The following is a 26110-nucleotide window of genomic DNA, read 5'->3' as shown; positions in this document are numbered from 1 at the left end:
CGGCCCGGGGGCCCCCCGCCGCGCGGGCGCCGCCCCGGGCGGGGGGGCCCCCGCCGTGCCCCCGGCGGGCGGCCGGCCGGGGGGGCCGGGGGCGCCGGCCCGAGGCCCGCTCTGCCTGATCGGCGAACCAGTCGGCGATCCAGCCGGGGCCCGGCCGGGCGCACGGCATACCCGGACGTGCCCGTCGCACGGGCCGCCGCACCGGCGGCCCGTCAGCGGATGCCCTCGATCGCCGCCTGCGCCCTGTGGGCCAGCTCGCGCCGGGCGCCCGCCCGGGCGGGCTGCGGGCCGGGCGGCGCTATCGGCGGCAGGAAGGTCACGTCGGCGACCAGCCCGCGGGCCGCGACCACCCGGGCGAGCGAGGTGAGCAGCCCGTCGTCCCCGATGAAGGCGGGCACGCTGGTCGGCCGCCCGTCCGCCAGCCGGTAGCGGATCGTCACCGGCTGGACGTCGGCGCCCGCCTCCACCGCCGCCTGGAACAGGGCGGGCCGGAACCGGCCGCTCTCCCGCCCGCACCAGGTCGACCCCTCCGGGAAGACGATCACCGGTTGCCCGGAGCGCAGCACCCCGGCCACCGCGGCGACGGTGTCCGGCAGCGTCCGCAGCCGGTCGCGGTCCAGGAAGACGGTGCCGCACCCGGCGATCAGCGGGCCGAGCACCGGCCACTGCCGGACCTCGGTCTTGGCCAGTGACCGGCCCGGCCGACCGGCCGCGAGCAGTGGTATGTCCAGCCAGGACACGTGGTTGGCCACCACCAGCACCCCGCCGTCCGCGCCGGGACCCGGCCCGTCGGGCCCCGCGAGGTGGACGGTCACCCCGAGGGCGCGCAGTACCGTCCGCGCCCAGAGCCGGACCAGCAGGATCCGGGCGCGGTACGGGAACAGCCGGACCGGCAGGCCGAGCACGACCCCCGCCAGCACGGCGGTCAGACAGGCCGCCAGCCGCAGCGCCCGCCGGGGGTGGGAGACCTCCGGCGAGGCCTCGGCCAGGCAGGTCTCGGGCCGGCAGGTCGCCGTGGGCAGCCACACGCTCATGACGAGGCGCCCGAGGCGGGTACGCCGGACAGGAAGTGCCGCAGGTAGCGCGGGTCGGTGCGCTCCAGCGACAGCAGCACGTACAGGTCGGCGCAGTCGAAGTCCGGGTCGTACGCGGGCTCGCCGCAGACCCAGGCGCCCAGCCGCAGGTAGCCGCGGAGCAGGGCCGGCAGCGCGCCCCGCTCGGCGCGCGCCACCCCGGTGGCGTCCCAGCGGCGGTGCGGGGTGACCCGGTACTCCTCGGGCGCCAGGTGCTTGGCGCTGACGGTGTCCCAGACCCGGGCCGCGGTGGCGCCGCCGTCCGCCAGCTCGATCGAGCAGCAGCCGCCGACCCAGGTGTTGCCGGTGTCGGCCAGGTAGCGCGCGATGCCGCCCCACATCAGGTTGATGACGGCGCCGTTGCCCCGGTGGTCCGGGCGGATGCAGGAGCGCCCGAGCTCGACCAGGCCGGGGCGCACCGGCGCGAGCGCGGAGAGGTCGAACTCCCCGTCGGAGTACAGCCGGCCGGCCCGGCGGGCGGCCTCGGGGCGCAGCAGACGGTAGGTGCCGACGACGGCGCCCTGCTCGCCCTCGCGGACCAGCAGGTGGTCGCAGTACTCGTCGAACGGGTCGACGTCCAGGCCCTCGACCGGGCTGTGCAGCACCGCGCCCAGCTCGGCGCCGAAGACCTGGTGACGCAGCCGCTGGGCGGCGCGCACGTCGTCCTCGTCGCGGGCGAGGGAGACGGTGTACGCGGCCGGGGCGGCGGGCCGGGGGCGGCGCGCGGGGACCGCCTGGGCGTCGTGGGTGGGGGCGACTGCGGACGGAGCGTACGTGGGGACGGTGGTCATGGCGGACCCTCCAGGGCAGCACGATCGGCGGTGCCGTGGATCACCAGGGCACCGTCCCGGTCCGCAGGCGGTTGGGCATGGACGCGAACCGGTCCCCGTATGTCTCTCCGAGCCGGTTGGCATTTATGTTGCGGCCCGGCGGAGCGCAGATGTGCACCTGTTGAATGGGAACACCCGTGGCCCGGCGGTCACTTGTCCGGCACCCGGCGCTCGCCCGCCGGGGGTGGACAACTCCCGCCGCAGGGGCGTACGGCCGCATCGTGCGCCCCTGCGGCACGATCGCTACGCGCGGCTCAGAACGTCCGCCAGCCTTCCGGGTCGACCCCGCCCGGGACGGCGCCGGCCGGGCCGTACGGCTCACGGGTGTGGACGAAGGAGCCGATGTCGAGGTGGCTGACCGTGCCGTCGGGGTGGCGGACCACCCGCAGGGTCTCGCCCGCGTAGTAGTTCTCCACGCCGGTCCAGGTGCCGTCCGGTTCGGGCCGGAAGCGCGAGCCCCGGCCGGCGCCGGTGAGCGGGGTGAGCTCCAGTACCCGCCCGGGCCGCAGCCGCAGGGTGGCCGGCGCGGCGCCCCAGTACCAGGGGCCGGTGAGCTCCAGCAGCTCGGCGTCCACCGCGGGCAGCGGGCGCCACGGTTCGGGCAGCCGGGGCTCCAGTTCGGCGGTGAGCGCGATCAGCTGCGCCGCCAGGGCCGAGGCGCTGGCGCCGCTGGTGGCGTTGGAGAGGGCGTAGGCGGCCAGGCCGTCGGCCTCGCTGATCCACAGGCCTGCCGTGAATCCGGGCATCGAGCCGGTGTGCCCGTACAGCAACCGGCCCTCGTGGCGGCGCAGTTGCAGGCCGAGGCCGTAGCCGCTGGTCCACTCGGCGTCGTCCGGGGCGACGGCCGGGCAGCGCATCTCGGCGAGGGAGTCGGCGGACAGCACCTTGTCGTCGCCGGCCGTCAGGAAGGCCGCCCAGCGGGCCAGGTCGGCGACGGTGGACCAGAGTTGACCGGCCGGGCCCATCAGGCCGGTGTCGGTGAGCGGCTCGGGCAGCAGGACGTCGGCCCAGGGATGGACGGCGAAGCCCCCGGCGTGCGGGTGCTCGGGCAGCAGCGTGGTGCGGTCCATGCCGAGCGGGGCCAGCACCTCGCGGCGCAGCACCTCGCCCCAGGGCTCGCCGCGCAGCTTTGCCACCAGCGCGCCGAGCAGCGCGTAGCCGGGGTTGGAGTAGTGGTGGACCCGCCCGGCCGGGTGCTTCAGCGGCCGTTCGGCCTCCAGGAGGTCGCCGAGGCCCGGCCGCAGCGAGCCCTCGGTCCGCTCCCACCAGGGGCCGGGGGTCTCGGCGGTCAGGCCGGAGGAGTGCGCGAGCAGCTGGGCGACGGTCGCCTCGTCGGCGGGCGTGCCGGGCAGGTGGCGGGAGAGCGGGTCGGCGAGGTCGAGCAGGCCCTCGTCGCGCAGCCGCAGCACCAGCACGGCGACGAAGGTCTTGGTGAGCGAACCGATGCGGTACTGGACGTCCGGGGTGGGGGCGTGCCCGTCGACCATGCTGCGGGCTCCGCTCCACACCGGCTGCCCGTCGCGCAGGACCCCGGCGACCATGGAGGGCGTGCGACCCTCGGCCTGGGCGACGGCGAGCCGGTGCAGCAGCGCGCGGCGGGTGGCGGGCAGCAGCTCGTCGGGCAGGTCGGTCATGTGGGCTTCTGGACTCATCGACATATGCACGGACAGTAGCCCAGCCCGGGCCCGGGGCCGACCGATTAATCCGGTCCCGGCCCAGGCCCAGGCCCACGCCCCGGCCCAGGCCCATGCCCACACCCAGGCCCACACCCCGGCCCAGGCCCGAGCCCCGGTCGCGGGCGAACCGCGCGGCGCCGGGCCGGGTGGAGCGCTCAGTCCGGCAGCGGCGGCAGTTCCGGCCGCTCCAGCCAGGCCTCGAAGAGCGGGCCGAGCGGAGCGGTGGTGTACCGGGCGGCGTGGGCGCGCAGGTCGGAGGTGGCGACCACGCCGTGCCGGTTGGCGCCCGTCCAGTCCCGCAGCATCGCGAAGAACGCGTCCTCGCCGAGCGTTTGCCGCAGCGCGTGCACCACCAGTCCGCCGCGCTGGTAGAGCCGGTCGTCGAACATCAGCTTCCGGCCCGGGTCGTCGAGCCGGAGGTCCTGCGGCAGCCCGGCCAGCAGCCGGTGCGCGGCGGCGGCGTGCACGGCCGCGCCCGGGCCGCCGGCGTGCTCGGACCAGAGCCACTCCGCGTACTTGGCGAAGCCCTCGTTGAGCCAGATGTGCCGCCAGTCGGCGATCGTGACGCTGTTGCCGAACCACTGGTGGGCCAGCTCGTGCGCGATCAGCCGTTCGCGCTCCCAGCCGCCGCCGAGGTGGTTGGTGCCGAAGGTGGCGACGCCCTGCGCCTCCACCGGGACGTCCAGTTCCTCGTCCGCGATCACCACCGCGTACTCGCCGAACGGGTACGGGCCGAAGACCTCGCCGAAGTACGCCGTCATCTCCGGCTGCCGGGCGAAGTCCCGGGCGAACGCGGCGGCCAGCCGCTCCGGGACGTAGCCGGTCTGCGGCACCGCCGGTCGCACCGCCAGCGGCACCGGCCGGTAGTGCCCGATCGACACCGTCACCAGGTACGTCGGGGTAGGCGCGCTCTGCTCGTACACCCAGGTGGTGCTGGACGCCCTGGTGGTGCGGGTCAGCAGCCGGCCGCTCGCCACCACCGTGAACGGGGACGGCGTGGTGACGGCCAGCTGGTAGGTGGCCTTGTCGGCGGGCCGGTCGTTGCACGGGAACCAGGACGGTGCGCCGACCGGCTGGCTCGCCACCAGCGCGCCCTCGGTCAGCTCCTCCCAGCCCAGGCCGCCCCACGGGCTGCGCACCGGGCGCGGGTTGCCGGTGTAGTGCACCTCGACGGTGAACGCGGCGCCCGGTGCGAGCGCCCTGGCCGGGCGGATCCGCAGCTTGCCGCCGCGGTGGGTGTAGCGGGCGGCCCGGCCGTCGACCAGCACCCGGCCGATCCGGAACTCGGCGAGGTCGAGCGCGAACTCCGCCAGCGCCGCGTCCGCCACCGCGCTCAGCCGGGCCGAGCCGGCCAGCCGGTTGGGGCCGGGCCGGTAGTCCAGCGCCAGCTCGTAGCGGTGCACCCGGTAGCGGTGGTCGCCGCTGTTCGGGAAGTACGGGTCCGGGGCACCGGCGGCCGCGGGGACGTGCTTGGGCTTCACGGGGGCGTGCGCTTCCTGCGGGCCGGGACGGGGGACGGGGAGGTGGTCACGACGTGGTCTGCCACGCCTCGATCGGGTTGCCCAGCCACCGCGTGTCGGCGGGGACGGACTCGGCGCGCATCACCAGCGAGGCCGGGCCCAGCGTGCTGCGCGCGCCCACCGTGCTGCCGGGCAGCACGATGCCGCCCGGGCCCAGGGTGGCGCCCTCGCGGAGGACCACAGTATCCATCCGCATGATCCGGTCGTGGAAGAGGTGTGTCTGCACCACGCAGCCGCGGTTGATGGTGACCCCGTCGCCGAGGGTGACCAGGTCCGCCTCCGGCAGCCAGTAGCTCTCGCACCAGACGCCGTGCCCGACGTGCGCGCCGAGCGAGCGCAGCCACAGGTTCAGCACCGGGGTGCCGGGCACCGCGCCGACCAGCCACGGCACGGCCAGCATCTCCACGAAGGTGTCCGCCAGCTCGTTGCGCCACACGAAACCGCTCCACAGCGGGTGCTCCACCGCGCGGAACCGCCCGACCAGCAGCCACTTGGCCGCCACCGCGACCGCGCAGGCCACCGCGCCGGCCGCCAGCAGGACCAGGCCGGACAGCAGCGCGGCGGTCAGCGGCGAGCCGGCCGCCAGCCAGGACAGCGCCGCCACGGTCAGCAGACCCAGCGCCGCCGAGGCCAGCACCGGCACCAGCCGGCCCACCTCGACCAGCCCGCGCGCCCACAGCAGCCGGGCCGGCGGCTCGTAGGTCAGGCTCTGGTCGGCCTGGTCCGCCGAGCGCGGCAGCCGCATCGGCGGCATGCCCAGGTACGACCCGCCCTTCTTCGCCTTCGCCGGCGTCGCCGACAGCACGCCCACCAGGCCGCGCTTGGGCACCGAGCGGCCCGGCGCGGTCATCCCCGAGTTGCCGAGGAACGCCCGCTCGCCGACCTTCGCCTCGCCGAGCCGCACCCAGCCGCCGCCCAGCTCGTACGGGGCCATCAGGGTGTCGTCGGCCAGGAACGCGCCGTCGCCGACCGTGGTCAGGCTGGGCAGCGCCAGCACCGTGGACACCTCCGCGCCCCGGCCGACCCGCATCCCGAGGGCGCGCAGCCACAGCGGCGTGACGAGTCCGGCGTAGAGCGGGAACAGCACCTCGCGGGCCCGGTCCATCAGCTGGGTGACGGTCCACGCCTGCCAGCCCACCCGGCCGTGCAGCGGGTGCGTCCCGGGCACCAGGCCGATGCTCAGCAGCCGGACCAGCACCACCAGCTGCGCCGCGTACACCGCGCCGAACGCCAGCGTGGCGGGCAGCAGGCCGAGCAGCGCGCCGCCGAGCGCCGGGCCGAGGGCCGCGCCCTGGTCGACGAAGCGGGAGAGCACGGCCAGCGCGGCGAGCGAGGGCAGCACCGGGAGCAGGCCGAGCACGGCACCGCTGGCGCCGTACAGCGAGGCCCAGCGGGCCCGGCGGACCGGGCGGTCCTTGGGCCAGGTGCGCTCGGCGCGGCCCAGCTTGACGGCGGGCGCGCCGCCCCAGCGCTGGCCGGTCGGCACCTGGCCGGTGACGCTGGAGCCGGCCGCCACCTGGGCGCGCTTGCCGACCCGGGCGCCGGGCAGCAGGGTCGAGCGGGTGCCGACCACCGCACCGGAACCGATCTTGACCTGGCCGATCAGCAGCCGGTCGCCGTCCAGCCAGTAGCCGCACAGGTCCACCTCGGCCTCGACCGCGCAGCCGCGGCCCAGCTTCAGCATCCCGGTGACCGGCGGCAGCGAGTGCAGGTCCACCTCGGGCGCCACCTTGGCGCCCAGCACCCGGGCGTAGCGCACCAGCCAGGCGCCGGACAGCGAGTCCGCGCCGCTCAGCTCGGTGAGCCGCTCGGCGGTCCACAGCCGCAGGTGGACCGAGCCGCCGCGCGGGTGGCTGCCCGGGCGCACGCCGCGCAGCAGCAGCCGGGCGCCGCCCGCCGCGAGGGCCAGCCGGCCCGGCGGGGTGTACAGCGCGAGCGCGCCCGCGCCGACCCACCACCAGGAGGCGGTGGGGGCCCACGGGAAGTCGCCGAGGTGGGTGAGGAGGTTCCCGGCGGCCAGCAGGGCGACCGTCCAGCGCAGGCCGACCACGGTGAACAGCGGGACCAGCAGGAACAGCTGGAGCAGCTTGGCCCTGGTCGGCACCAGGGCGACGGTGCGGGCCTCGGTACTCTCGCCGGCGGTGCGCTCCAGGTGTCGGGCGAGCTTGCGCAGCGTCGGGTGCTGGTAGATGTCCAGCACGGCCGCGCTCGGGTAGCGGGTGCGCAGCAGGGTGGTCAGCCGGGCGGCGGCCAGGCTGCCGCCGCCGATCGCGAAGAAGTCGTCGCGCGGGCCGCCGACCCGGACGCCGAGGATCTCCGACCACTGCTCGGCCAGCCAGGCCTCGGTGCCGTACAGCTCCTCGCTCGGGCCGGCGTTCTCCAGCTCCGGCAGCGGCCAGGGCAGGGCGTTGCGGTCGACCTTGCCGGAGGTCCGGGTGGGCAGGGTCTCGACGGTCGCCAGCAGCGGCACGAGGGCGGCCGGCAGCTCGGCGCGCAGCCGCTCGACGGCCTGCTCGCGGTCGAAGCCGTCCTGGACCACCAGGTAGCCGACCAGCAGCTGGTTGCCGCCGCGCGCGGTCCGCACGGCGGCCGCCGCGCCCGCCACACCGGGCAGGGCCTGCAGGGCCGCGTCGACCTCGCCGAGCTCGATCCGGCGGCCGCCCAGCTTGATCTGCTCGTCGGTGCGGCCGAGGAAGAGCAGACCGGCCGGGTCGGCCTGGACCAGGTCACCGCTGCGGTAGGCGCGCTCCCAGCCCAGCGAGGGCAGCGGCGCGTACTTCTCGGCGTCCTTCTCCGGGTCGAGGTAGCGGGCCAGGCCCACGCCGCCGATCACCAGCTGTCCGGTGCCGCCGGGGGCGACCGGCACACCGGCCTCGTCCACCACGGCGAGGTCCCAGCCGTCCAACGGCAGGCCGATCCGCACCAGGCCCTCGCCGGTCAGCAGGGCGGCGCAGGCGACCACGGTGGCCTCGGTGGGGCCGTAGGTGTTCCACACCTCGCGGCCCTCGGTGACCAGGCGCTGCACCAGCTCGGGCGGGCAGGCCTCGCCGCCGAAGATCAGCAGCCGCACCTCGTTGAGCGCCTCGGCCGGCCACAGCGCGGCCAGAGTCGGGACGGTGGAGACCACGGTGATCTCCTGCTCGGCCAGCCAGGGGCCGAGGTCGGCGCCGCTGCGCACCTGGGAGCGGGGAACCGGCACCAGGCAGGCGCCGTGCCGCCAGGCCAGCCACATCTCCTCGCAGGAGGCGTCGAAGGCGACCGAGAGGCCGGCCATCACCCGGTCACCGGGGCCGATCGGCTCCTCCTGGAGGAAGAGCGCGGCCTCGGCGTCCACGAAGGCGGCGGCGTTGTGGTGGGTGACGGCCACGCCCTTGGGCTTGCCGGTCGACCCGGAGGTGAAGATGATCCAGGCGTCGTCGGCCGGGGTGGGGCGGCGTTCCAGGGCGGGAGCGCGCTCGCCGGTCGTCGCCAGGCCGCGGTCGGCGCCGAGCACGGCGGCGACGGCGGCCTCGCCGAAGACCAGCTCGGCGCGCTCGTCCGGGTCCTCGGCGTCCACCGGGACGTAGGCGGCGCCGGCGGCGAGCACCGCGAGGATCGAGACGTAGAGGTCGTTGGTGCCGGAGGGCACGCGCACGCCCACCCGGTCGCCCGGGCCGATCCCGACGGCGGCCAGCCGGCGGCGCAGCTGCTCGACCTCGGCGGCCAGCGCGCGGTAGCTGAGCACGGTGTGCCCGTCGTCCAGGGCGGGCTCGTCGGGGTGGGCGCGCACGGTGGCGTCCAGCACGTCGACCAGGGTGCGCGGGGCGGCGGCCGGGCGGCCGGGGAACAGGGCGTGGGCCTGCTGGGGCTGCGGCTCTGGTTCCGGTTCCGGCTGCGGTGGCGCGGGCGGTGCGGCCTGGGTGGGCTGCTGCGGTGGCGTGGCGTACTGCTCAGGGTGGCTCGGTTCAGCTGTCATGGCAGCCGTGCGCTCCTCGTCCTCGCCCCGTTCCGACCGATGCCCGGCCCCTGGGGCGGTGGGAGCACCGCCTGATCGGGTGACCCCACTCCGGGGCCGGAGCGGACAACCTGACCGATGGTAGTCCCGGGGCGGCGAGCGGACAGGAGCGGACACTCGGCCCAACTGGCGCCCAAATGGCCGAATCTGACAGAACGTCAGTCAATAACTGACGCCTCTTGATGTGGAAGTGATGGGGCGTCAGCAGAATTGACGGATCGTCAGGTCGATTTTCCGACCGTGATCCATGCCACAGCGATTCCTGCTCCCTTCGGGTGGCGGGAGGCGGCGGGCCGGGTCTCCCGGGCCGATTTCTCCGGTCCGGGCCCGGCCCGCCGTCCTGCCCGGTGGTCAGCGGAACCGGTGCAGGTTCTCGCCGAGGAAGGCCTCCAGGGTACGCGGGGCGCGTCCGGTGAGGCCAAGGAAGGAGCCGTCCGGGGTCTCCTTGCGGACCACCGCGAGCTGCTGGATCTCCACCACGTGGGTGGCGAGCCAGGGCGGCATCCCGGCCCGGCCGACCAGGTGGGCGTGCAGGTCGGACGGGCTCAGGTCGAGGTAGCGGACCGGCCGGCCGAGCAGCTCGCCCAGCAGTGCGGTGAGCTCCGGGTAGCTGTAGGCCCGCCCGCCGGTGAGCGGGTAGGTGCCGCCGGCCAGCTCGGGACGGGTGAGCACCTCGGCCGCGGCGTCCCCGATGTCCCGGGCGTCCACGTAGTTGCACCGGGCCTGGCCCATCGCGCCGTGCACCACCCCGGCGGCGGCGATGCCGGGCGCCAGGAGCAGCAGCTTCTGCATGAACGCGTACGGCCGTAGGACGGTGGTGGTGATGCCGCAGGAGCGCAGCCGCTCCTCGATCAGATGGTGGCCGCGCGAGACGGCGACGGGCGAGTCCGGCTCGGCGGCGGGCGCGGAGACCTTGACGATGTGCTCCACGCCGCAGTCCACCGCGGCCTCGATCGCGTTCAGCTCGTACTGGACCTGCTGCGGGCCGTTGGCCATGGTGAGGAAGAGCTGGTGCGCACCGCGGAACGCCGTACGCAGGGAGGCCGGGTCGGCGGCGTCGGCCGGGAGGGTGGCGGTCCGGGTGAGCGTGTGCTCGTCGAGGGCGGCGGCCAACCGGGCGGGGTCGCGGCTGAGGGCGCGGCTCGGTGCGCCGAGGGCGGCGAGGCTGCGCAGGGTGGCGCCGCCGGTGGCGCCACCGGCGCCCATGATGACGATCATGACGTCTGCCTTTCGGGATGGGGTGCGATTCCGGGGTGGAGTGCGGTTCCGGGCTGGGATGCGGTTCCGGGTCGGGGCGCGGTTCCGGCTTGGGATGCGGCGGGGAGCCGGTGCTGCGCCGTGCGGGCCGGGCGGCTGCCGCGCCAGTGCCAGGTGGTGATGGTGGCGGCGATCGCCGAGGAGACCGGCAGGTCGATCGGCAGCCGGCGCGGCCAGGGGCTGTCGGCGAGGGCCGGGACGTGCGGTAGCCAGCGGGCGGCGGCGAGGCCGACCGCCAGGCCGAGGGCGGCGGCGACCAGGCCGAGGGCGGCGGCCGCGAGCGGGCGAGGGGTCCGGGCGGGCCGGGTGCGGACGGGGCGGCGGCGCAGCACGGCGCCGAGTGCGGCGGCCACCAGGGCGGAGGTGCCGCCGATGGTGGTGAGCGCGGCGGCCACCAGCTGCGGCTGGCCGGTGACGGCTCCGCCGGTCCCGGCCATGGCGGCGGGCATGACGTAGGCGACCAGGACCTCGCGCCACAGGACGAAGGGCGGGGGAGCGCCCGGGGCCTTCTTGCTCATGGGGTCGGTTCTTCCTCTCGCTTGTGGTTAGGTGCCTAAGTATTTGTGCTTAGGCACCTAACTAGTGGGGCTGAAGGGAGGCGGGCCACCATTCGGCGGCCCGCCGGGGGTCGGATCAGTCCTCGGTGAGTGCGTCCATGCCCGCGACCACCCGGGCCAGCAGGTCCAGGAAGGTGGCGCGCTCCTCGACGGAAAGGCCCTCGACCAGTGCCTGCATCCGGGTGAAGTGCGCGGGGGCCAGCTCCCGCAGCTTGTCGGCGCCCCGCGCGGTGAGGATCACCACGTTGCCGCGGCCGTCCTCGGTGGACGGCCGGCGGGCCACCAGGCCCTCCCGCTCCAGACCGTCGACCAGGCCGGTCACGGTCGCCCGGGAGACGCCGAGGCTCGCCGCGAGCTGGGAGGGCGACTTCTCGCCGCCGTGGTCCTCCAGGTCCGCCAGCAGCCGGTAGCGGCCGGTGGAGAGACCGAAGCGGCCGAAGTGCACCTCGCCGGCCTGGCCGATCCTGGCGCCCGCCGCCATCAGCCGGGCCGCTACCAGGATCGCCTGCGGGTCGGCCGCGAGGCCGTAGCGGGCGATCTGGCGGCGGGCCTGATCGAGGCTGGGGGCCGTGGGGCCACCCTCGGGGTGCTGGGTCACAAGAAGTAATATGGTGCCTAACCTGATTCCCGGTCAAGTCGAACCACGGACTGATGCCTAGGCGGCACGGGGAGCGATTCTGGGCGGCGTCCAGTCGGCGTGCCGCAGGACGGTCCGGACCATCGCGCCGGGCGGGGTGAGCCGGATCGCGGCGTTGCGCAGGCCGACCGCCAGCGGGTGGGCGAGCTGCTGGCCCATCCGGCCGGCCCGGCGGGCATCGCGGGCCACGGTCTGGCTGCGCGGGCGGCGGGCCGCGTCGTAACGCGCGAGCGCGCCCTCGACCGTCCGGGCCCCGGTGAGCGCCGCCGCCAGGGTCACCGCGTCCTCCAGCGCCTGGCAGGCGCCCTGGCCGAGGTGGGGCGTCATGGCGTGCGCCGCGTCGCCGAGCAGCGCGATCCGGCCCGACACGTAGGACGGCAGTGGCGTGGCCAGCTCGTTGACGTCGTGGTGCAGCACCGCCTCCGGTCGGGTCGCGGCCAGCAGCGAGGGGATCGGGTCGTGCCAGCGGGCGAAGCGGCGGCGGACCTCGGTCAGCGGGTCCCGGTAGCGGACCCCGGCCGGGGCGTTCAGGACCGCGTGCCACTCGGCGGTGCCGTCCGGGAAGGCGATGTGGCCGAACTCGGCGCCGTGGCCCCAGGTCAGCTCGAAGTCGGCCTTCAGGCCGTCGACCGGACGCTCGGTGATCGCCCGCAGCACCGTCGAACCGCTGTAGGCGGCGCCGGGGTGGTCGGGGAAGAGGCGGCGCCGGAGACGGCTGTTGACGCCGTCGGCCGCCACCAGGAGGTCGGCCTCCAGTGTCGTGCCGCCGAAGCCGGCCCGGACCCGGAACGGTCGCGTGGTGTCCACCTCCGTCACCTCGGAGCCGACGACCAGGGAGGCGGCGGGCAGCGCCTCGCGCAGGACGCGGTGCAGGGCCGCGCGGCGGATCCCGACGATCGGGGCGCCCAGCTCGCGCTCCAGCGCCGCGCCGTCCATCGCGGCGAGCCGGCGGCCGTCCGGGGTCCGGGTGCCGCCGGTGTACTGGCGGCGGGCGGCCGCCTCGACCGCCTCGCCGACCCCCAGGGCCGCGAGCGCGCGCATCCCGTTGGCGGCCAGGGAGATGCCGGCGCCCGCATCCTCCAGGACGTCCGCCCGCTCGACCACGGTCACGTCCCACCCCGCCAGCCGGAGCCCGATGGCGGCCGCCAGTCCGCCGATGCCGCCCCCGACCACCACCGCGCTGTTGCTGCTCATGCCCGGTCCTTCCCGTGTCGCCGCGCTGTCTTCTACATTTGTAGAAGGAGCGTACTACGGGGCTGTCGGCGGACGGAGGCGGGCCGGGGTGGCGGGCCGGGGTGGCGCGGTGGCGGGCCGGCCGCCCGGCCGCTTGGCCATGGGGGTGGCGAGGGGCCGGCGGTCGGCGGTTGGTGGCCGGAGGCCGGTGGGTGACGGCCGGCCCGGACCGAGGCGGTGCGCGGCAGGTGCCCCGGCCCCGGTAGAAAGGAGGGATGCGGCGAAACGAGGACCAGAAGCGGGACGATGCGGGGCGGCCGGACCGGCGCACGGTACTGGCGGACGCCGCGATCGGCGTGCTGGCGGACCTCGGCGTGCGCGGACTGACCCACCGGGCGGTCGACGCGGCGGCCGGGCTGCCGCTCGGGACCACCTCGGCCTACCTGCGGACCCGGCAGGCCCTGCTCACCGCGCTGGTGCGACGGCTGGTGGAGCTGGATCAGGGCGAACTGCACGCCATGGGGGAGCAGGTGCCGGTCCGTTCGGCGGCGGAGCTGTCCGACGGGATCGCGGAGTTGGCGCGGCGCCGCCTGTCCGGGGACGGGCGGCGGCGCTCGCTCGCCCGGTACGCCTGCGCGGTGGAGAGCGTCCGCGATCCCGAGCTGCGCGAGATCCTCGTCCCGCGGGAGAACGCCGGGCGCGCCGCCGTCCGTGACTTCCTCGCCGCTCAGGGCGTGGCCGACCCCGACGGGCGGACGGCCGTGCTGCTGGCCTGCGTCGACGGCCTGGTCTTCGAGCACCTGGTGGGCGGCGGCGAGCCCGGGGCGGACGCGATCCAGGGACTGGTGGCAGCCGCCCTGCGGGGAGCGGTCGCGAGCTGAGCCTCGCCGGCCCTCGCCGCGCCTCGTCGACGCGACCCGGCCCGGCTCGTGCGACTCGCCCTGTCCGCCCGGCCCGCGTCAGCCGGGCGAGCCGGGCGGACAGGGCGGGGCTGTCGGGGGCGTGTCCGGCGGTCCGTCGCCCGATCAGGAATCGGGTCCGTGCGGGTGCCTCAGCTCGGAGGCGTAGCCGGCGAGCAGGATGCGCAGCGTGCGGTGGAAGCACTGCTCGGAGTCGAGTCCCTCGCCGGTGGCGAAGGCCTGCACGAGGTGGGGGTAGACCTTCTGGTCCAGGGCGGCGAACTGTTCGGGCCGGGGTTCGGTGCACTCGTGGTGGGGCGTCTCGCCGGCCTCGCCCAGCGTGTGCCCGATGGTCCACCGGACGACGGAGTTGAGCACGTCGAGCGCGTCTCCGAGTGGGACGCCGTCCTCGTGGAGCACGGCGATGCCGCGCTCCAGTAGGGCGAGGGCGACCGGCGTGGCGACCGGGCGGGTGGCCAGCACGGTGAGTATGGCCGGATGGTCGAGCAGCAGTCGGCGCAGTTCGACGGCGAAGTCCCGGACCGCCTCCGTCCACGGGCCGTCGGGCTCGCCGAACAGGCTTCCCGCCGACAGCTCCAGCAGGCGCTCCACCATGCCGTCGAGCAGGGCGGTCCTGCTGGGGACGTAGTAGTAGAGCGTCATCCCCTCGACGCCGAGCGCCGCACCGAGCTTGCGGTTGGAGAGCGCGGCGAGGCCGTGTTCGTCCACGTAGGCGAGTGCGGCGTCGATGACCTTCTCGCGGGTCAGCCCCGTCCGTGGGCGGGTACGCCGGGTCGGCATCGGTTCCTCCTTCACCCCAATGGGCTCCACCGGGGCTGTGCGGTCCGGGCCTTGACGAGTCTTGCACTGCAAGAGAACCACACTCGACCTCAGCTTCTTGCGCTGCAAGAAGTCTCTGGGGAGGGTGTCGTGCGGCTTGTCGTCGTCCTGGTCCGCAGGCTCAACGAGGACGTGCAGTGCGGAGGGTTCCGCAGGGCGTGGATCCCGGAGGGCCCGTCGCGGCCGGTCGCACAATAGCGGCGCTCCGAGGGGGGTGGTCGCCCGGGGTATCCGAGCCTCTCTGTTCGGCCCCGCCGAACCCGGGCCGACCGACGACTTCGAGTGACAAGGCATCAGGTCAATCAACCGTCAAGTTGGTTCATTCACAGAATATTTCGCGAGGCGTTCCGTGTCGGGTGGATGATTTACGCCGCTCTAAGGTCTTCCCACGGAGATCTCCGGCTGACAGGCTGGGGCCGCCCTTTCAGTACGGAGGAGGTTCCTTGTCCCGCATATCCACGCTGGCCGGAGCGGTCACCTGCGCTCTCGCACTTGTCACCGGCACCGCCGTCGCCGCGTCGGCGGCGCCCATCGACCAGGCCCCGGGTCTGGCCGAGGCGAAGGTCGACCCTGTCGCCTGGACGCCGTGCAACCCCGACCCGACCAAGCCGGACCCCGGCATCTACGACTGCGCCGTTTACCCCGTGCCGCTGGACTACGACAACCCGAAGGGTGAGAAGGTCGGCATCGCCATGATGCGGCGGCGGGCGAGCGACCCGTCGAAGCGGATCGGCTCGCTGTTCCTCAACCCCGGCGGCCCGGGCGGCAGTGGTTACCTGTGGGCGACGACCGCCCGCTTCGGTGCCGAGGTGCAGTCGAAGTTCGACCTGGTCGGCTTCGACCCGCGCGGTGTGGCCCGGAGCAACCCGCTCAAGTGCTTCAAGACCCAGGAGGACGCCGACGCGGTCACCAACCGCATGGTCGGCGTGCCGGTCACCAAGGCCGAGATCAACGAGACGCTCGACGCGGACCAGGACTACACCGACGCCTGCAGCAAGAACGCCGGCCCGCTGATCGAGCACATGTCGACCATCAACGTGGTGCGCGACCTGGACCGGATGCGCCGCGCCGTCGGTGACTCCCAGCTCACCTTCGCCGGGTTCTCCTACGGCACCCTGATCGGTTCGACGTACGCCAACATGTACCCGAACAAGGTCCGCGCGATCATCGTCGACGGCAACGTCGACCCGGACCTGCGCCTGCACAACGGCCTGGAGTACGACCGCCAGCGGGCGAACGGCTTCGAGATCGCCCTGGACGAGTTCCTCAAGCGCTGCCAGGCCGCCGGCGCTCCGCGCTGCGCCTTCGGCGATGGCGACACCCGGGCCAAGTTCGACCAGCTCCGCGACCACCTGCGGACCAGCCCGATCACGCTGCCGAACGGCTCCAAGGTGACCCTGAGCACCTTCACCGGGGAGGTGGCCAGCGCCCTGTACTCGCAGGCCAAGCTGGCCCCGCTGGCCAAGTCGCTCCAGGCGACCTACCAGGTCTTCCAGAAGCCGGCCGCGACCGCCCTGCTGGCCCCGCAGGCGAACGTCTCGGACGAGGACGCCAACCTGCTCTCGGTGGACGTCCCGCGGGCGGCCCTGCGGGAGGCCCCGGTCGACTCCGAGTACACCGCGGACGACTCCTACCTGGCCGTCAACTGCCAGGACAAGCCGTACCCCTCCAACGACCGGGTGTTCGCGAACGCGGCCAAGGCCTGGGAGAAGGACATGCCGACCTTCGGTCGCTACCAGGCCTTCGACGCGCCGGCGTGCGCGAGCTGGCCGGCCCCGGCCCGGGACGCCGAGCGCTTCTCCGGCCCGTGGAACAAGAAGACCTCCAACACCGTGATGGTGATCGGCAACCTCTACGACCCGGCCACCCAGTACAAGTTCGCCCAGCGGATGCAGCAGGAGCTGAGCAACGCGGTGCTGGTCAGCGTCGACTCGATCGAGCACTGCGCCGTGGGCCGCAGCCAGGCGCTGAATCAGCTGGTCACCCGCTACCTGGTGGACGGCACCGCGCCGGCCGCCGGCCAGCTGCTGAAGCCGGACGCGGAGATCTTCCCGGCGGTCTGACGGAACGGCCCCCGGTGACCCGGGGGAGAAGTTGACGGTCGTGGTGGTCGGCGGTGCTGCCGGCCACCACGATCGTGCTTTACGGGCGATTTCCCGGAGCGCCCGGAAGGCCCGGGGAATGCGGCAGTGGATCGTCATCGAACCTCCGGTGGAGCGGATTCCTGCGAGTCGTCGGCGACCGTAGCCCATGCCACTGACAATCGCGTTCCGGTGCGACGGTGAAGGTCACGGCCGGTAAGGGTCACGGAAAATGACGTACTGTCACACTATTCAATAACCAATTCCCGCGCCCGGGTATCCGTGTTAGCGTGCGGGCCGCCGGCTTCTCTCGAACTCGGGAAAGTGAGGGCGGGCCATGCAGGACGAATTCTCCCGACGGGGTTTCCTGGGCGGTGCCGGCGCGGCGGCCGCCGGGATCACCGTCGGTTCCACGGGCGCGGCGGCAGGCGCGGCGGCGGCCGGGGACGCGCACCGGGAGCCGCCGCAGGGGCGGTCGGTGCTGCCGGGCGATCCCCGGTACCGGACCCTCGCCCAGGGCTTCAACCAGCGGTGGAGCAGCACCCCCGCGTACATCCGGCTGGTGGGCGACGAGGCGGACGCGGTCGCCGAGCTGAACCGCGCGCTGGACGCCGGGCTACGGCCGACGGTCCGCGGCGGCGGGCACTGCTACGAGGGCTTCGTCGACAACGACGGGGGCGTCATCCTCGACCTCAGCACGATGCGCGGCGTCGCCGCCTCGACCGACAAGTTCGGCCGGCCCACGTACGGCGTCGAGGGCGGCGCGACCAACTGGGACGTCTGCACCACGCTGTTCCGCGAGTACGCCGTCGCGCTGCCCGCCGGGTCCTGCTACTCGGTCGGCGCGGGCGGGCACGTCTGCGGCGGCGGGTACGGCCTGCTCTCCCGACGGCACGGGCTCACCGTGGACCACCTCGTCCAGGTCGACGTGGTCACCGTCCGGGGCGGCCGCGCGGTGGTGACGCAGGCGCACCGCGAGGACGCGCAGGGCTCGCCCGAGCAGGACCTCTTCTGGGCCCACACCGGCGGCGGGGGCGGGAACTTCGGGGTGGTGCTGCGGTACCACTTCGCCTCGGACGTACCCCAGCCGCCGCCCCGGGTCTGGCTGAGCAGCGTGGCCTGGCCCTGGGCCGAACTGCTCGACCGGCCCGAGGACTTCGAGACCCTGGTGGCCAACTTCGGCGCCTTCATGGCCGAGCACAGCGGCCCGCAGGAGCCGGTGTACCAGGGGCTGTTCGCGATCCTCAAGCTCACCCACCACTCCAACGGGAACGTCGTCCTGTTCAGCCAGTGGGACGGCGAGGACCCGGGCCCGCTCGACGCGTTCGTGGCGGCGGTCGAACGGGGGATGACGACGCGATCGACGGTGCAGACCCGGGCGGCCGGCGGGCTGTTCCTGCCCTACCCGGACAAGCGGCGCCGGATGCCCTGGTTCCAGGCGACCATGACGCTCAACCCCTCGGGCGACAACCAGCGCGGCAAGTACAAGTCGGCCTACCACCGGGAGCCGTTCGCACCGGAGCAGATCGCCGCCTTCCGGGACTGGCTGGTGCGCGACGTCGAGGGGGCGGACCTCTCGAACACGCTGGTCCAGATCGACTCCTACGGTTGCCGGATCAACACCCGCCGTCCCGAGGAGACGGCCGTCCCGCAGCGTGACTCGATCATGAAGCTGCAGTACCAGACGTACTGGACGGACCCGGCCGAGGACGAGAAGCACCTGGCCTACCTGAGCGGGCTGTACCGCGACGTCTACCGGGGGACGGGCGGGGTCCCGGAGGTCGACACCGCGACGGACGGTGCCTACGTCAACTACCCGGACAACGACCTGGGCACCGCCGACCAGCCCGACCCTGCCTACCCGCGCCTCTATTACAAGGGCAACTATCCACGGCTGCAGCGCGCCAAGGCCCACTGGGACGGGAAGGAGGTGTTCCACCATGCCCAATCCATCATCCCGGCCGAATCCTGAGCAGTGAGCCCTGAGCCCTGAGCCCTGAGCCCTGAGCCCTGAGCAGTGAGCCCTGAGCTCGAACGCCGGTGCTCGAACCCCGGTGCCCCGGAGGCGTGGGGAGGCGCCCCCGCTCCCCACGTCCGTGACACGACCCCGGGCCGGCCCGCTCCGCTACGCGGCCCGTTCCGTCTCCTCCTCGACGATCCGTCCGTCCCGGACCTCGATCACCCGGTCGGCGAGCCCCATCAGCGTCGGGTCGTGGGTGGCGACCAGCACCGTGACGCCCTCGCTGCGCACCACCGCGCGCAGCAGCTCCATGATCGAGCGGCCGGTCTCGGAGTCCAGCTGACCGGTCGGCTCGTCGGCGATGATCAGGCTGGGCTCGTTGGCCAGCGCACGGGCGATGGCGACGCGCTGCTGCTGGCCGCCGGAGAGCTCGCCGGGGCGCTGGTTGGCGTGGTCGGCCAGCCCGACCAGGGCGAGCAGGGTGTGAGCGCGCTCCTCGCGTTCGGCGGCCGGGGCCTTGCGCAGTCGCATGGGCACGCCGACGTTCTCGGCGGCGGTGAGCATCGGGATCAGCCCGAAGGACTGGAAGACGAAGCCGATCCGCTCCCGCCGCAGGGCGAGTCGACCGTCCTCGTCCAGCCCGGCGAGGTCGATGCCGTCCAGCGCGATGCTGCCGCCGGTCGGCGTGTCCAGGCCGCCGACCAGGTTGAGCAGGGTGGTCTTGCCGGAGCCGGACCGGCCCTTGAGTGCGGCCAGTTCTCCGCGGCCGACGGTGAACGACACGCCGCGCAGGGCGTGCACGGTCCGCTCGCCGGTGCCGAAGCTGCGGCGGAGATCGGTCACGGCCACCATCGGCTGGGTGGTGGCGGTGTCGGCGGTGGCGGCCTGATGCTGCGTCATGCGGCGTCCCCCCTGTGGGCGTGGCGGCCCGGTTGTAGCCGGGTCCCGTCCGGGTCTACGGATATGTCTGCTCCGGTGGTTCACCTTCCCGGGCGGGAATCCGAGAAGAAGGCGTCCCGGGTCAAAAGGGCGCGCCGAAGCCGGAGTTGTGAAGTGTGCATGGCATTCAAGTGGGGGCATCCCCGGCCGGGATGCTATCAATGAAAGGAATTTGCTCACTGGTTACTTGATTCGCGCAAGTCCCTTCCGTTCCTGGATCGAATCTGACAGCATCGTCCGCTATCCGGCGACCGATTGCCGGTGATCAATGCGCCGGGTGTGCTCGCGATGTGTCCGTCTGTGGCCGATTTGTACTCGGGCCGGATCGATGAGCGGGGCCCGGGGATGCAACCGGGGACGTAAATCCGGGGGAGGAACTTGATGCTCGGCTTCGTCGTGCGCCGACTGCGCGGGCGAGTGCCGCTGGCTGCCGCTGTCCTGTTTGCGGTGCTGATCACCACGTCTGTGCTGACCGCCTTGGTGGCCTTCAACAGCAGCGTCGGTGAGGCCGGCCTGCGGCAGGCGCTCCAAGGGCCCGGTCACGCCCGGACCACGGTGGCGGTGACCGGTGAGCACGGGCTCGACCAGCGGTCCAAGGACGAGGCGGCGCTCGCCGCCTACCGGCAGAAGCTCTTCGGCGACCTGCCCGTCCACACCGACAGCCTGACGCGCAGCCGTTCCTACAGCCTGCCGGTATCCGGCGCCGCTGCTGACGGCACACCTGCGACCGGCACACCTGCGATCACCACGCCCGCGACGGGCAGCGGCGCGGGCAGCGCCCCCGGCGCCCCGCTCGACCTCACGGTCCTCGCCGACCTGGACCGCGGCCGGGTCCAACTGGTGGCCGGCGCCTGGCCGGGTGCCGCCACCGGACCGGTGCAGTCCGCCGCCCCGGAGGCCGCCGTCCCGCAGAGCCTGCTGCGCCGGCTCGGTCTGACCGAGCAGGCCCTGCCCGCCGAGGTCCGGCTCGTCGACCGGAACGACGGCAAGCCGCTGACCGTTCGGATCACCGGCGTCTACCGGGCCACCGACCCGACCGCCCCGTACTGGCGGATCGACCCGGTCGGCGGCCACGAGATCGAGGTCGGCGGCTTCACCACCTTCGGCCCGATGATGGTCGACCGGAGCGCCTTCGCCACGGCCGGCCTGGTCCAGGGCGGCGTCGGCTGGTCGCTGGACGCCGACTTCTCCGGCGCCGACCGGGCCGCCGCGCAGGCCGTCGGCAACCGCGCCCAGCACCTCTCCGAGGAACTGCGCGGCACCGCCTCGCTCGGCGCGACGACCGACCTGCCGGACATCATGCGCGAGCTGTCCGACAGCATGGTGGTCGCCCGGTCCACCCTGCTGATCGGCGCCCTCCAGCTGGCGGTGCTCGCCGCGGCGGCCCTGCTGCTGGTCGTCCACCTGATCGCCGCGCGGCAGGAGTCCGAGAACGAGATCCTCGCCGCGCGTGGCGCCTCGGCCTTCAGGCTCGGCTCCTTCACCGCCCTGGAGTCGCTGCTGCTGGCCCTGCCCGCAGCGGTCTTCGCACCACTGCTGACCCCGTTCCTGGTCCGCGCGCTGGCCGGCCTCGGCAGTTCCCGCCAGGTCGCCCTGGACACCGGCATCAGCTGGTCGCTCTGGCCGGTGGCCGTGATCTGCGCGTTCGCCTGCATCCTGCTGGCCACCGTGCCCAGCGTGGTGCGCGGCGTCGGTGCCGCGCTGCGCCGCCGGGCCGGACGCCGTCAGGCCGTGGTCTCCGGCGTCGCCCGCAACGGCGGCGACCTCGCCGTGCTCGCCCTGGCCGTGCTCGCCTACCAGCAGCTCGACCAGTACGGCGGCGGGCTGTCCCCCGACTCCACCGGCCGGCTCGACGTGGACCTGCTGCTGGTCGCCACCCCGACCCTCGCACTGTGCGCCGGGACCCTGGTGGTGCTGCGGCTGCTCCCGCTCGTCGCCCGGCTCGGCGCCCGCGCGGCGGCCCGCGGCCGCGGCCTCGGGCCCGCCATGGTCGGCTGGCAGCTGGCCCGCCGGCCCGGCCGCGCCACCGGACCCGTCCTGCTGCTCGTCATGGCCGTGGCCACCGGTGTCCTGGCTCTCGGTCAGCACGCCACCTGGACCTCCTCCCAGCGCGACCAGGCCGCCTTCGCCACAGGCGGAGGTCTGCGCATCTCCGGTTCGCACAACGCGCCGATGGGCCAGGGCGGCCGCTACGGCAGCCTGCCCGGCGGCGACCGGCTGGTCGCGGTGGTGCGCGACGAGCAGCCGCTGCAGGGCGGTGCCGGCCAGCTGATGGCCGTGGACGCCGCCGCCTTCGCCGACCGTGTCCCGGTCCGCTCCGACCTGCTCGACGGCCACACCGGCAAGGAGGTCTTCGGCACGCTCGCGGCCCCGGCCCCCGTCGGCATCCCGCTGCCCGGCTCCCCGCTGCGGATCGACGCCGACATCGCGGTGAGCCAGCAGGACCCGACCAAGTGGATCAGCAGTGCGGTCCACTCCGAGGTCCGGCTGCTGCTGCGCGACCGCTTCGGCCTGGTCCACAAGGTCCCGTTCGGCGAGCTCCCGCTGAAGGGCGACGTCCGCTCCTCGATCCGGCTCGACGCGCTGGTCGACGCCCCGGTGGGCTCGGTCGCCGCCCCGCTGACCGTGGTCGGCGCGACCGTCGCCTTCAGTGACCACAGCGACGGCGAGGTCGCGGTGCGGAACCTGGCCGTCGCGCAGACCACCGACGGACCGTCCACCGCCGTTGCGTTGCCGGTCGGCACCGGGTGGAACCTCAAGCCCCCGGCCTCCCGCAACCCCGCAGACAACTCGCCGGTGGCCGCGCTCGCCTCCGAAGCGGCCGCCGCCGACAACCTGTTCACGGTCCGCTACCACTCCGCCCGCGGCATCGGCGACTCCGTGCGCGCCGTGCTGCTCCCGACCGGGCCGGCCCAGCCCGCCGCCGTCAACGGTGTCGCCACCCGCGACTACCTGAAGGCCGTCGGAGCCTCGGTCGGCGACACCCTCCAGGTGCCGCTCAGCGGGGTCGTCGTCCCGGTGAAGGTGACCGGCGCGATCGAGGCCATGCCGGTGGCCGGCCGGCGGGCGCTGGTGATGGACCTCGACTCGGCCGCCCGGATGCTGTCCGCCCAGGACCGCAACCTGCCGACCCGCACCGAGTGGTGGCTGCCCGCCACCGGGCCGGGCGACCGCGCCCCGGCCGAGGCCGCCGCCGCCCTGCGCGCCGCCCCCGGAAGCCAGGACCTCGCGCTCTACGACGAGGTCTCCGACGGGCTCCTCGGCGACCCGGTCGGCGCCGCCCCGCAGAGCGCGCTGATGGCCATCGCCATCGTCACCGCCGTGCTCGCCGCGATCGGCTTCGCCGCCGCGGTGGCCGGTTCCGCCCACGAGCGCTCCCGGGACTCCGCGCTGCTGCTCGCCCTGGGCGCCCCGCGCAAGCAGGTCACCCGCACCGTCGCCGCCGAGAACGCGGTGCTGGTCGGCCTCGGCGGGATCGTCGGCCTCGCCCTGGGCGCCCTGCTCGTCCGGCTGATCGTGCCCTTCGTGGTGCTGACCCCGGCCGCCCGCCGCCCGGTGCCCGAGGCCCTGGTCGAGCTGCCGTACGGTCAGGCGCTGCTGTTCGCGGCCGCGATCGCCGCCGTTCCGCTGCTGTCGGCCTTCCTGCTCGGGCGCCGGCGTCGAGACGTGGCTTCCCGGCTGCGCCACGTGGAGGAGATGTGACCACCAAGGCCGGCACCACCGTGCCCACCCCCGCGCCGGGGCCCGCGTCCGGGCCCGGACGCGCCCACCGGCCCGCGCCCTGGGTCCGCACCCGGCTGCGCGCGATGCCACTGGCCGCGCTGCTCACAGCGGCCCTCGCCTTCGTCACCGTGTTCCTGGCGGCGGCCTTCCCGCGCGTCGCGGACCGGAGCGCGGACACCGCGCTCCAGGAGTTCACCCGCAGCCTGGGCACCGGCGTCACCAACCTGGAGTTCACCGCCGAAACGGGCCGCGCGGACACCGGGGCGGACCTGGACGCCATCCAGCGGAAGCTGGGCGAGCGGATCGGACGGGACCTCCCGCTGGGCTCGTCGGCCCAGGCCTACGGCACCCGGGTCAAGACCGGGCGTCAGATGTTCAACCCGGGGTTCACCCGGCTCTCCGAAAGAGCCACCCCGGCGCTCGGCCTGTACTACCTGCACGGACTCGCCGACCGGGCGACCCTGACCGCGGGCACCTGGCCGGGCCCCGCCCCGGCCGACGGCCCGCTGCCGATCGTGCTGAGCCAGCAGGCCGCCGAGGCCGTCAACATCAAGGTCGGCGACGTCATCGAGAGCGGCACCGACGGACCCGTCGCGCTGCGCAGCACCGTGGTCGGCCTCTACCGGGTCAACGATCCCCAGGACCCGTTCTGGGAGGGGCTCGGCTGTCCGGCCAGGGCCTGCCTGGGCCTCAAGGGCGATGACGCCTGGTACTGGACCAGCGGCTTCGTCGACGGCGGCAGCCTGACCGCGCTGGCCCGCTGGGGTTCGAGCGGCCAGAACTTCTGGCGGCTGCCCGTCGACCCCGACGCACTGCACGCCGACCAGCTCGACCGGACCCGCGCGACACTCGCCTCGTACATGGCCGGCCCCGGCATGACCGCACTGATCGACTCGACCCTCCGGGCCGACCTGCACGCCACCTCGCTGATGCCGGACGTCCTCGCCCGGGCCGCCGACCGCTACCAGGCCGCCGGCCCGCTGGGCGCCATCGGGCCCGCCGGGGTCGCCGGCGTCGCGGTCGTGGTGCTCTGTCTGGCCGCGGCGCTCAGCACGGACCGGCGCACCGCCGAGATCCGCTTGCTCCAGGCCCGCGGCGGCTCGCGCGGCGGAGTGCTGCTGCGGCTGCTCGCCGAGGGCGCGGTGACGGTGCTGCCCGCCGCCGTGCTCGGCACGGCCCTCGCTCTGGTGCTGCTGCCCACTTCGCGCTGGGGCAACTCGGTGGTGCTCGCACTCGCCGTGACCCTGTTCGCGATCCTGGCCTTCCCGGCCCGGGCCGCGCTGCTCTGGGCGCGTCCGCGGGCGGCCGGCGGCTGGCGCCGGGTGATCGGCGAGCTCGCCGTGCTGGCCGTCACCGCCGCCGCCGTGGCCGAGGTCCGCCGTCGGGGCGTCGGCCACCCGGGCAGTGCGGTGGACCCGCTGCTGGTGGCCGCCCCGCTGCTGCTCGCCGTCTCCGGCGGCCTGCTGCTGGCCCGGATCGAGCCGGTCGTGGTCGGCTGGCTGGCGGCACTGGCCGGCCGCGGCCGCGGACTGGTCGGCTTCCTCGGTCTGGTCCGGGCCGCCCGCGACAACTCGGGGCGCCGCCGGCCCTCCGTACTGCCGCTGCTCGCCCTGCTGATCGCCGTCACGGCCACCGGCTTCGGCGCCACCGTGCTCACCGCGGTGGACCAGTCCCGCACCCGTGCCGCGCGCATCACCACCGGTGGCGACGTGTCCGTCAGCGTCCCGGTCTACGCGACCCTGCCGGAGGCCTTCACCAAGGCGGCCGGCGAACTGCCCGGCGTCCGGGCCGCCACCGGCGCCTGGATCGAGGAGCGGGCCACCTTCATCGGCGGCGACCGGGGCACCACCGACGCCATCCTGGTGGTGGTCGAGCCCGACGCCTACGCGGAGATCTCCCGTACGGCCGGGGTCGGTCAGTACGACCCGGCCGAGCTGGCCGCCGCTCCGGGTGGCAAGGACAGCCCGGTGCCCGCGCTGTTCAGCCGGGACCTGGCCGAGCGACTGGCCACGGGCGCGCCGCAGGTGCGCACGCCCGGCGGCAGCCAGATGGCCACCACCGTCGCCGGGGTGGTCACCGCCACGCCCGCCCTGCCGGACCCCGGCAAGCCGTTCGTGGTGGTGCCGGCCGGCCCCGCGGCGGAGCACCTGCCGGAGCTCAAGCGGGCGACCAAGGTGAACAAGTGGTTCGCGGTCGGCGACGTCGATCCGGTCCGGGTCCGCGCCCTGCTGATCGAGAGCGGCATCGGCGGCGGCGCGAATCTGGGGAAGCACGCCAAACTGGTCAACGAGGAGGCCAAGGCGGCGGGGAAGACCTCCGGTGGCCTGCCCCCCGGCTACGCGGTGCACAGCAGCCGCGACAAGATCGCCGAGTTGGCCGCCGACCCGGTGCAGCACGCGGCCGGACGGCTGTTCTGGTACTCGGGCTTCGCGGCCGCCGGGTTCGCCCTGCTGGCCGTGCTGCTGACGCTGCTGCGGGCCGCGCCGGACCGCATGGCGGTGCTCGCCCGGCTGCGCACCATGGGCCTGCGGCCCAGGCAGGGCCTGGCGCTGATCGTCGCCGAGTCGCTGCCGCAGACCCTGGCGGCGGCCGTCGGCGGCGGCCTGGTCGCCCTGGCCGCGGTCGCCCTGCTCGGGGGCGCCTTCGACCTCTCGGCCCTGGTCGGAGCCACGGTCGCCGACACCTTGGCCCCGGCGGTGATGCCGGTGCTGCTGCCCACCGTCGGTCTGACCCTGGTGGTCTGCCTCGGTGTGGTGGTGGAGACGCTGGTCGCCGGCCGGCGCCAGATCGCCACCGAACTGCGCGCGGGGGAGCGGCAATGAGGCCGGGAACGGTGGCGGCCGCGAGCGCGGCCGTGCGGCCGGAGACGGCGGCGGCCGGCGGCGCGAGGGGAAGGCCGCGACCGGCGGCCGGGAGCGGCGAACGGGCCGTGACAGCGGCGCGGGTCGCCG

The 26110-nt window shown here is 74.7% G+C and carries 16 protein-coding genes; 5 read left to right on the top strand and 11 right to left on the bottom strand.

What is annotated here, in order from left to right; genetic code table 11:
- Positions 1-212: 212 nt before the first annotated feature.
- From ACWGKU_RS23655 to ACWGKU_RS23615, 9 genes are all read right to left on the bottom strand, one after another.
- Positions 213-1034, bottom strand: coding sequence for a lysophospholipid acyltransferase family protein (locus ACWGKU_RS23655; RefSeq protein ID WP_452177868.1), 822 nt, complete (start codon positions 1032-1034; stop codon positions 213-215).
- The gene (locus ACWGKU_RS23650) at positions 1031-1864 is read right to left on the bottom strand and encodes a GNAT family N-acetyltransferase (RefSeq protein ID WP_401048103.1); all 834 of its coding nucleotides are present in this window, start codon (positions 1862-1864) and stop codon (positions 1031-1033) included. The genes ACWGKU_RS23655 and ACWGKU_RS23650 overlap by 4 nt, the downstream gene beginning before the upstream one ends.
- A 293-nt stretch (positions 1865-2157) precedes the next feature.
- Entirely contained in the window at positions 2158-3537 is a 1380-nt protein-coding gene (locus tag ACWGKU_RS23645; protein ID WP_401048106.1) for a serine hydrolase domain-containing protein, read from the bottom strand.
- A gap of 197 nt (positions 3538-3734) precedes the next feature.
- Positions 3735-5060 carry a M1 family metallopeptidase gene (locus tag ACWGKU_RS23640; protein WP_401056234.1) on the bottom strand — a complete coding sequence of 442 codons (1326 nt, stop codon included), beginning with the start codon at positions 5058-5060 and terminating at the stop codon, positions 3735-3737.
- 46 nt (positions 5061-5106) lie between these two features.
- Entirely contained in the window at positions 5107-9054 is a 3948-nt protein-coding gene (locus ACWGKU_RS23635; protein WP_452177869.1) for a Pls/PosA family non-ribosomal peptide synthetase, read from the bottom strand.
- A 390-nt stretch (positions 9055-9444) separates the two neighbouring features.
- Positions 9445-10311 carry an NmrA family NAD(P)-binding protein gene (locus ACWGKU_RS23630; protein WP_401048697.1) on the bottom strand — a complete coding sequence of 289 codons (867 nt, stop codon included), beginning with the start codon at positions 10309-10311 and terminating at the stop codon, positions 9445-9447.
- Positions 10308-10868, bottom strand: a complete 561-nt coding sequence (locus tag ACWGKU_RS23625; protein WP_452177871.1) for a hypothetical protein — start codon at positions 10866-10868, stop codon at positions 10308-10310. Before ACWGKU_RS23625 ends, ACWGKU_RS23630 begins: the two co-directional genes overlap by 4 nt.
- A 115-nt stretch (positions 10869-10983) precedes the next feature.
- Complete coding sequence (locus ACWGKU_RS23620) at positions 10984-11505, bottom strand: MarR family winged helix-turn-helix transcriptional regulator (protein ID WP_401048700.1); 522 nt, start codon at positions 11503-11505, stop codon at positions 10984-10986.
- Between the two features lie 57 nt (positions 11506-11562).
- Entirely contained in the window at positions 11563-12738 is a 1176-nt protein-coding gene (locus ACWGKU_RS23615; RefSeq protein ID WP_452177872.1) for an FAD-dependent monooxygenase, read from the bottom strand.
- Positions 12739-12992: 254 nt separating this feature from the next.
- Here ACWGKU_RS23615 and ACWGKU_RS23610 point away from each other — a divergent pair, with 254 nt between their 5' ends.
- Complete coding sequence (locus ACWGKU_RS23610) at positions 12993-13598, top strand: TetR/AcrR family transcriptional regulator (protein ID WP_401052275.1); 606 nt, start codon at positions 12993-12995, stop codon at positions 13596-13598.
- A 144-nt stretch (positions 13599-13742) separates the two neighbouring features.
- On the opposite strand, the gene ACWGKU_RS23605 is transcribed toward ACWGKU_RS23610, so the two are convergent.
- A complete protein-coding gene (locus ACWGKU_RS23605; RefSeq protein ID WP_452177873.1) occupies positions 13743-14417 on the bottom strand; it encodes a TetR/AcrR family transcriptional regulator C-terminal domain-containing protein in 675 nt (224 codons plus the stop codon).
- A 482-nt stretch (positions 14418-14899) separates the two neighbouring features.
- Between ACWGKU_RS23605 and ACWGKU_RS23600 the strand changes: the two genes are divergently transcribed.
- Both ACWGKU_RS23600 and ACWGKU_RS23595 read left to right on the top strand, forming a co-directional pair.
- Entirely contained in the window at positions 14900-16519 is a 1620-nt protein-coding gene (locus ACWGKU_RS23600; RefSeq protein ID WP_452177874.1) for an alpha/beta hydrolase, read from the top strand.
- Positions 16520-16874: 355 nt separating this feature from the next.
- A complete protein-coding gene (locus ACWGKU_RS23595) occupies positions 16875-18509 on the top strand; it encodes an FAD-binding oxidoreductase (protein ID WP_452177875.1) in 1635 nt (544 codons plus the stop codon).
- 153 nt (positions 18510-18662) lie between these two features.
- Here the strand turns inward: ACWGKU_RS23595 and ACWGKU_RS23590 are convergent, their stop codons facing one another.
- Positions 18663-19397, bottom strand: coding sequence for an ABC transporter ATP-binding protein (locus ACWGKU_RS23590; protein WP_380547959.1), 735 nt, complete (start codon positions 19395-19397; stop codon positions 18663-18665).
- Between the two features lie 420 nt (positions 19398-19817).
- Between ACWGKU_RS23590 and ACWGKU_RS23585 the strand changes: the two genes are divergently transcribed.
- Complete coding sequence (locus tag ACWGKU_RS23585) at positions 19818-23138, top strand: FtsX-like permease family protein (RefSeq protein WP_401043188.1); 3321 nt, start codon at positions 19818-19820, stop codon at positions 23136-23138.
- Positions 23135-25981, top strand: coding sequence for a hypothetical protein (locus ACWGKU_RS23580; protein ID WP_452177876.1), 2847 nt, complete (start codon positions 23135-23137; stop codon positions 25979-25981). The genes ACWGKU_RS23585 and ACWGKU_RS23580 overlap by 4 nt, the downstream gene beginning before the upstream one ends.
- The last annotated feature ends 129 nt before the right edge of the window (positions 25982-26110 follow it).

Source organism: Kitasatospora sp. NPDC054768, assembly GCF_053612025.1.
The sequence above is the reverse complement of the archived record's forward strand: the minus strand, read 5'-3'. Positions and strand labels throughout refer to the sequence as shown.

Coding starts and splice junctions, on each gene's coding strand:
- ACWGKU_RS23655 (WP_452177868.1), bottom strand. CDS start 1,034: ATGAGCGTGTGGCTGCCCACGGCGACCTGCCGGCCCGAGACCTGCCTG.
- ACWGKU_RS23650 (WP_401048103.1), bottom strand. CDS start 1,864: ATGACCACCGTCCCCACGTACGCTCCGTCCGCAGTCGCCCCCACCCAC.
- ACWGKU_RS23645 (WP_401048106.1), bottom strand. CDS start 3,537: ATGACCGACCTGCCCGACGAGCTGCTGCCCGCCACCCGCCGCGCGCTG.
- ACWGKU_RS23635 (WP_452177869.1), bottom strand. CDS start 9,054: ATGACAGCTGAACCGAGCCACCCTGAGCAGTACGCCACGCCACCGCAG.
- ACWGKU_RS23630 (WP_401048697.1), bottom strand. CDS start 10,311: ATGATCGTCATCATGGGCGCCGGTGGCGCCACCGGCGGCGCCACCCTG.
- ACWGKU_RS23625 (WP_452177871.1), bottom strand. CDS start 10,868: ATGAGCAAGAAGGCCCCGGGCGCTCCCCCGCCCTTCGTCCTGTGGCGC.
- ACWGKU_RS23615 (WP_452177872.1), bottom strand. CDS start 12,738: ATGAGCAGCAACAGCGCGGTGGTGGTCGGGGGCGGCATCGGCGGACTG.
- ACWGKU_RS23610 (WP_401052275.1), top strand. CDS start 12,993: ATGCGGCGAAACGAGGACCAGAAGCGGGACGATGCGGGGCGGCCGGAC.
- ACWGKU_RS23605 (WP_452177873.1), bottom strand. CDS start 14,417: ATGCCGACCCGGCGTACCCGCCCACGGACGGGGCTGACCCGCGAGAAG.
- ACWGKU_RS23595 (WP_452177875.1), top strand. CDS start 16,875: ATGCAGGACGAATTCTCCCGACGGGGTTTCCTGGGCGGTGCCGGCGCG.
- ACWGKU_RS23590 (WP_380547959.1), bottom strand. CDS start 19,397: ATGACGCAGCATCAGGCCGCCACCGCCGACACCGCCACCACCCAGCCG.
- ACWGKU_RS23585 (WP_401043188.1), top strand. CDS start 19,818: ATGCTCGGCTTCGTCGTGCGCCGACTGCGCGGGCGAGTGCCGCTGGCT.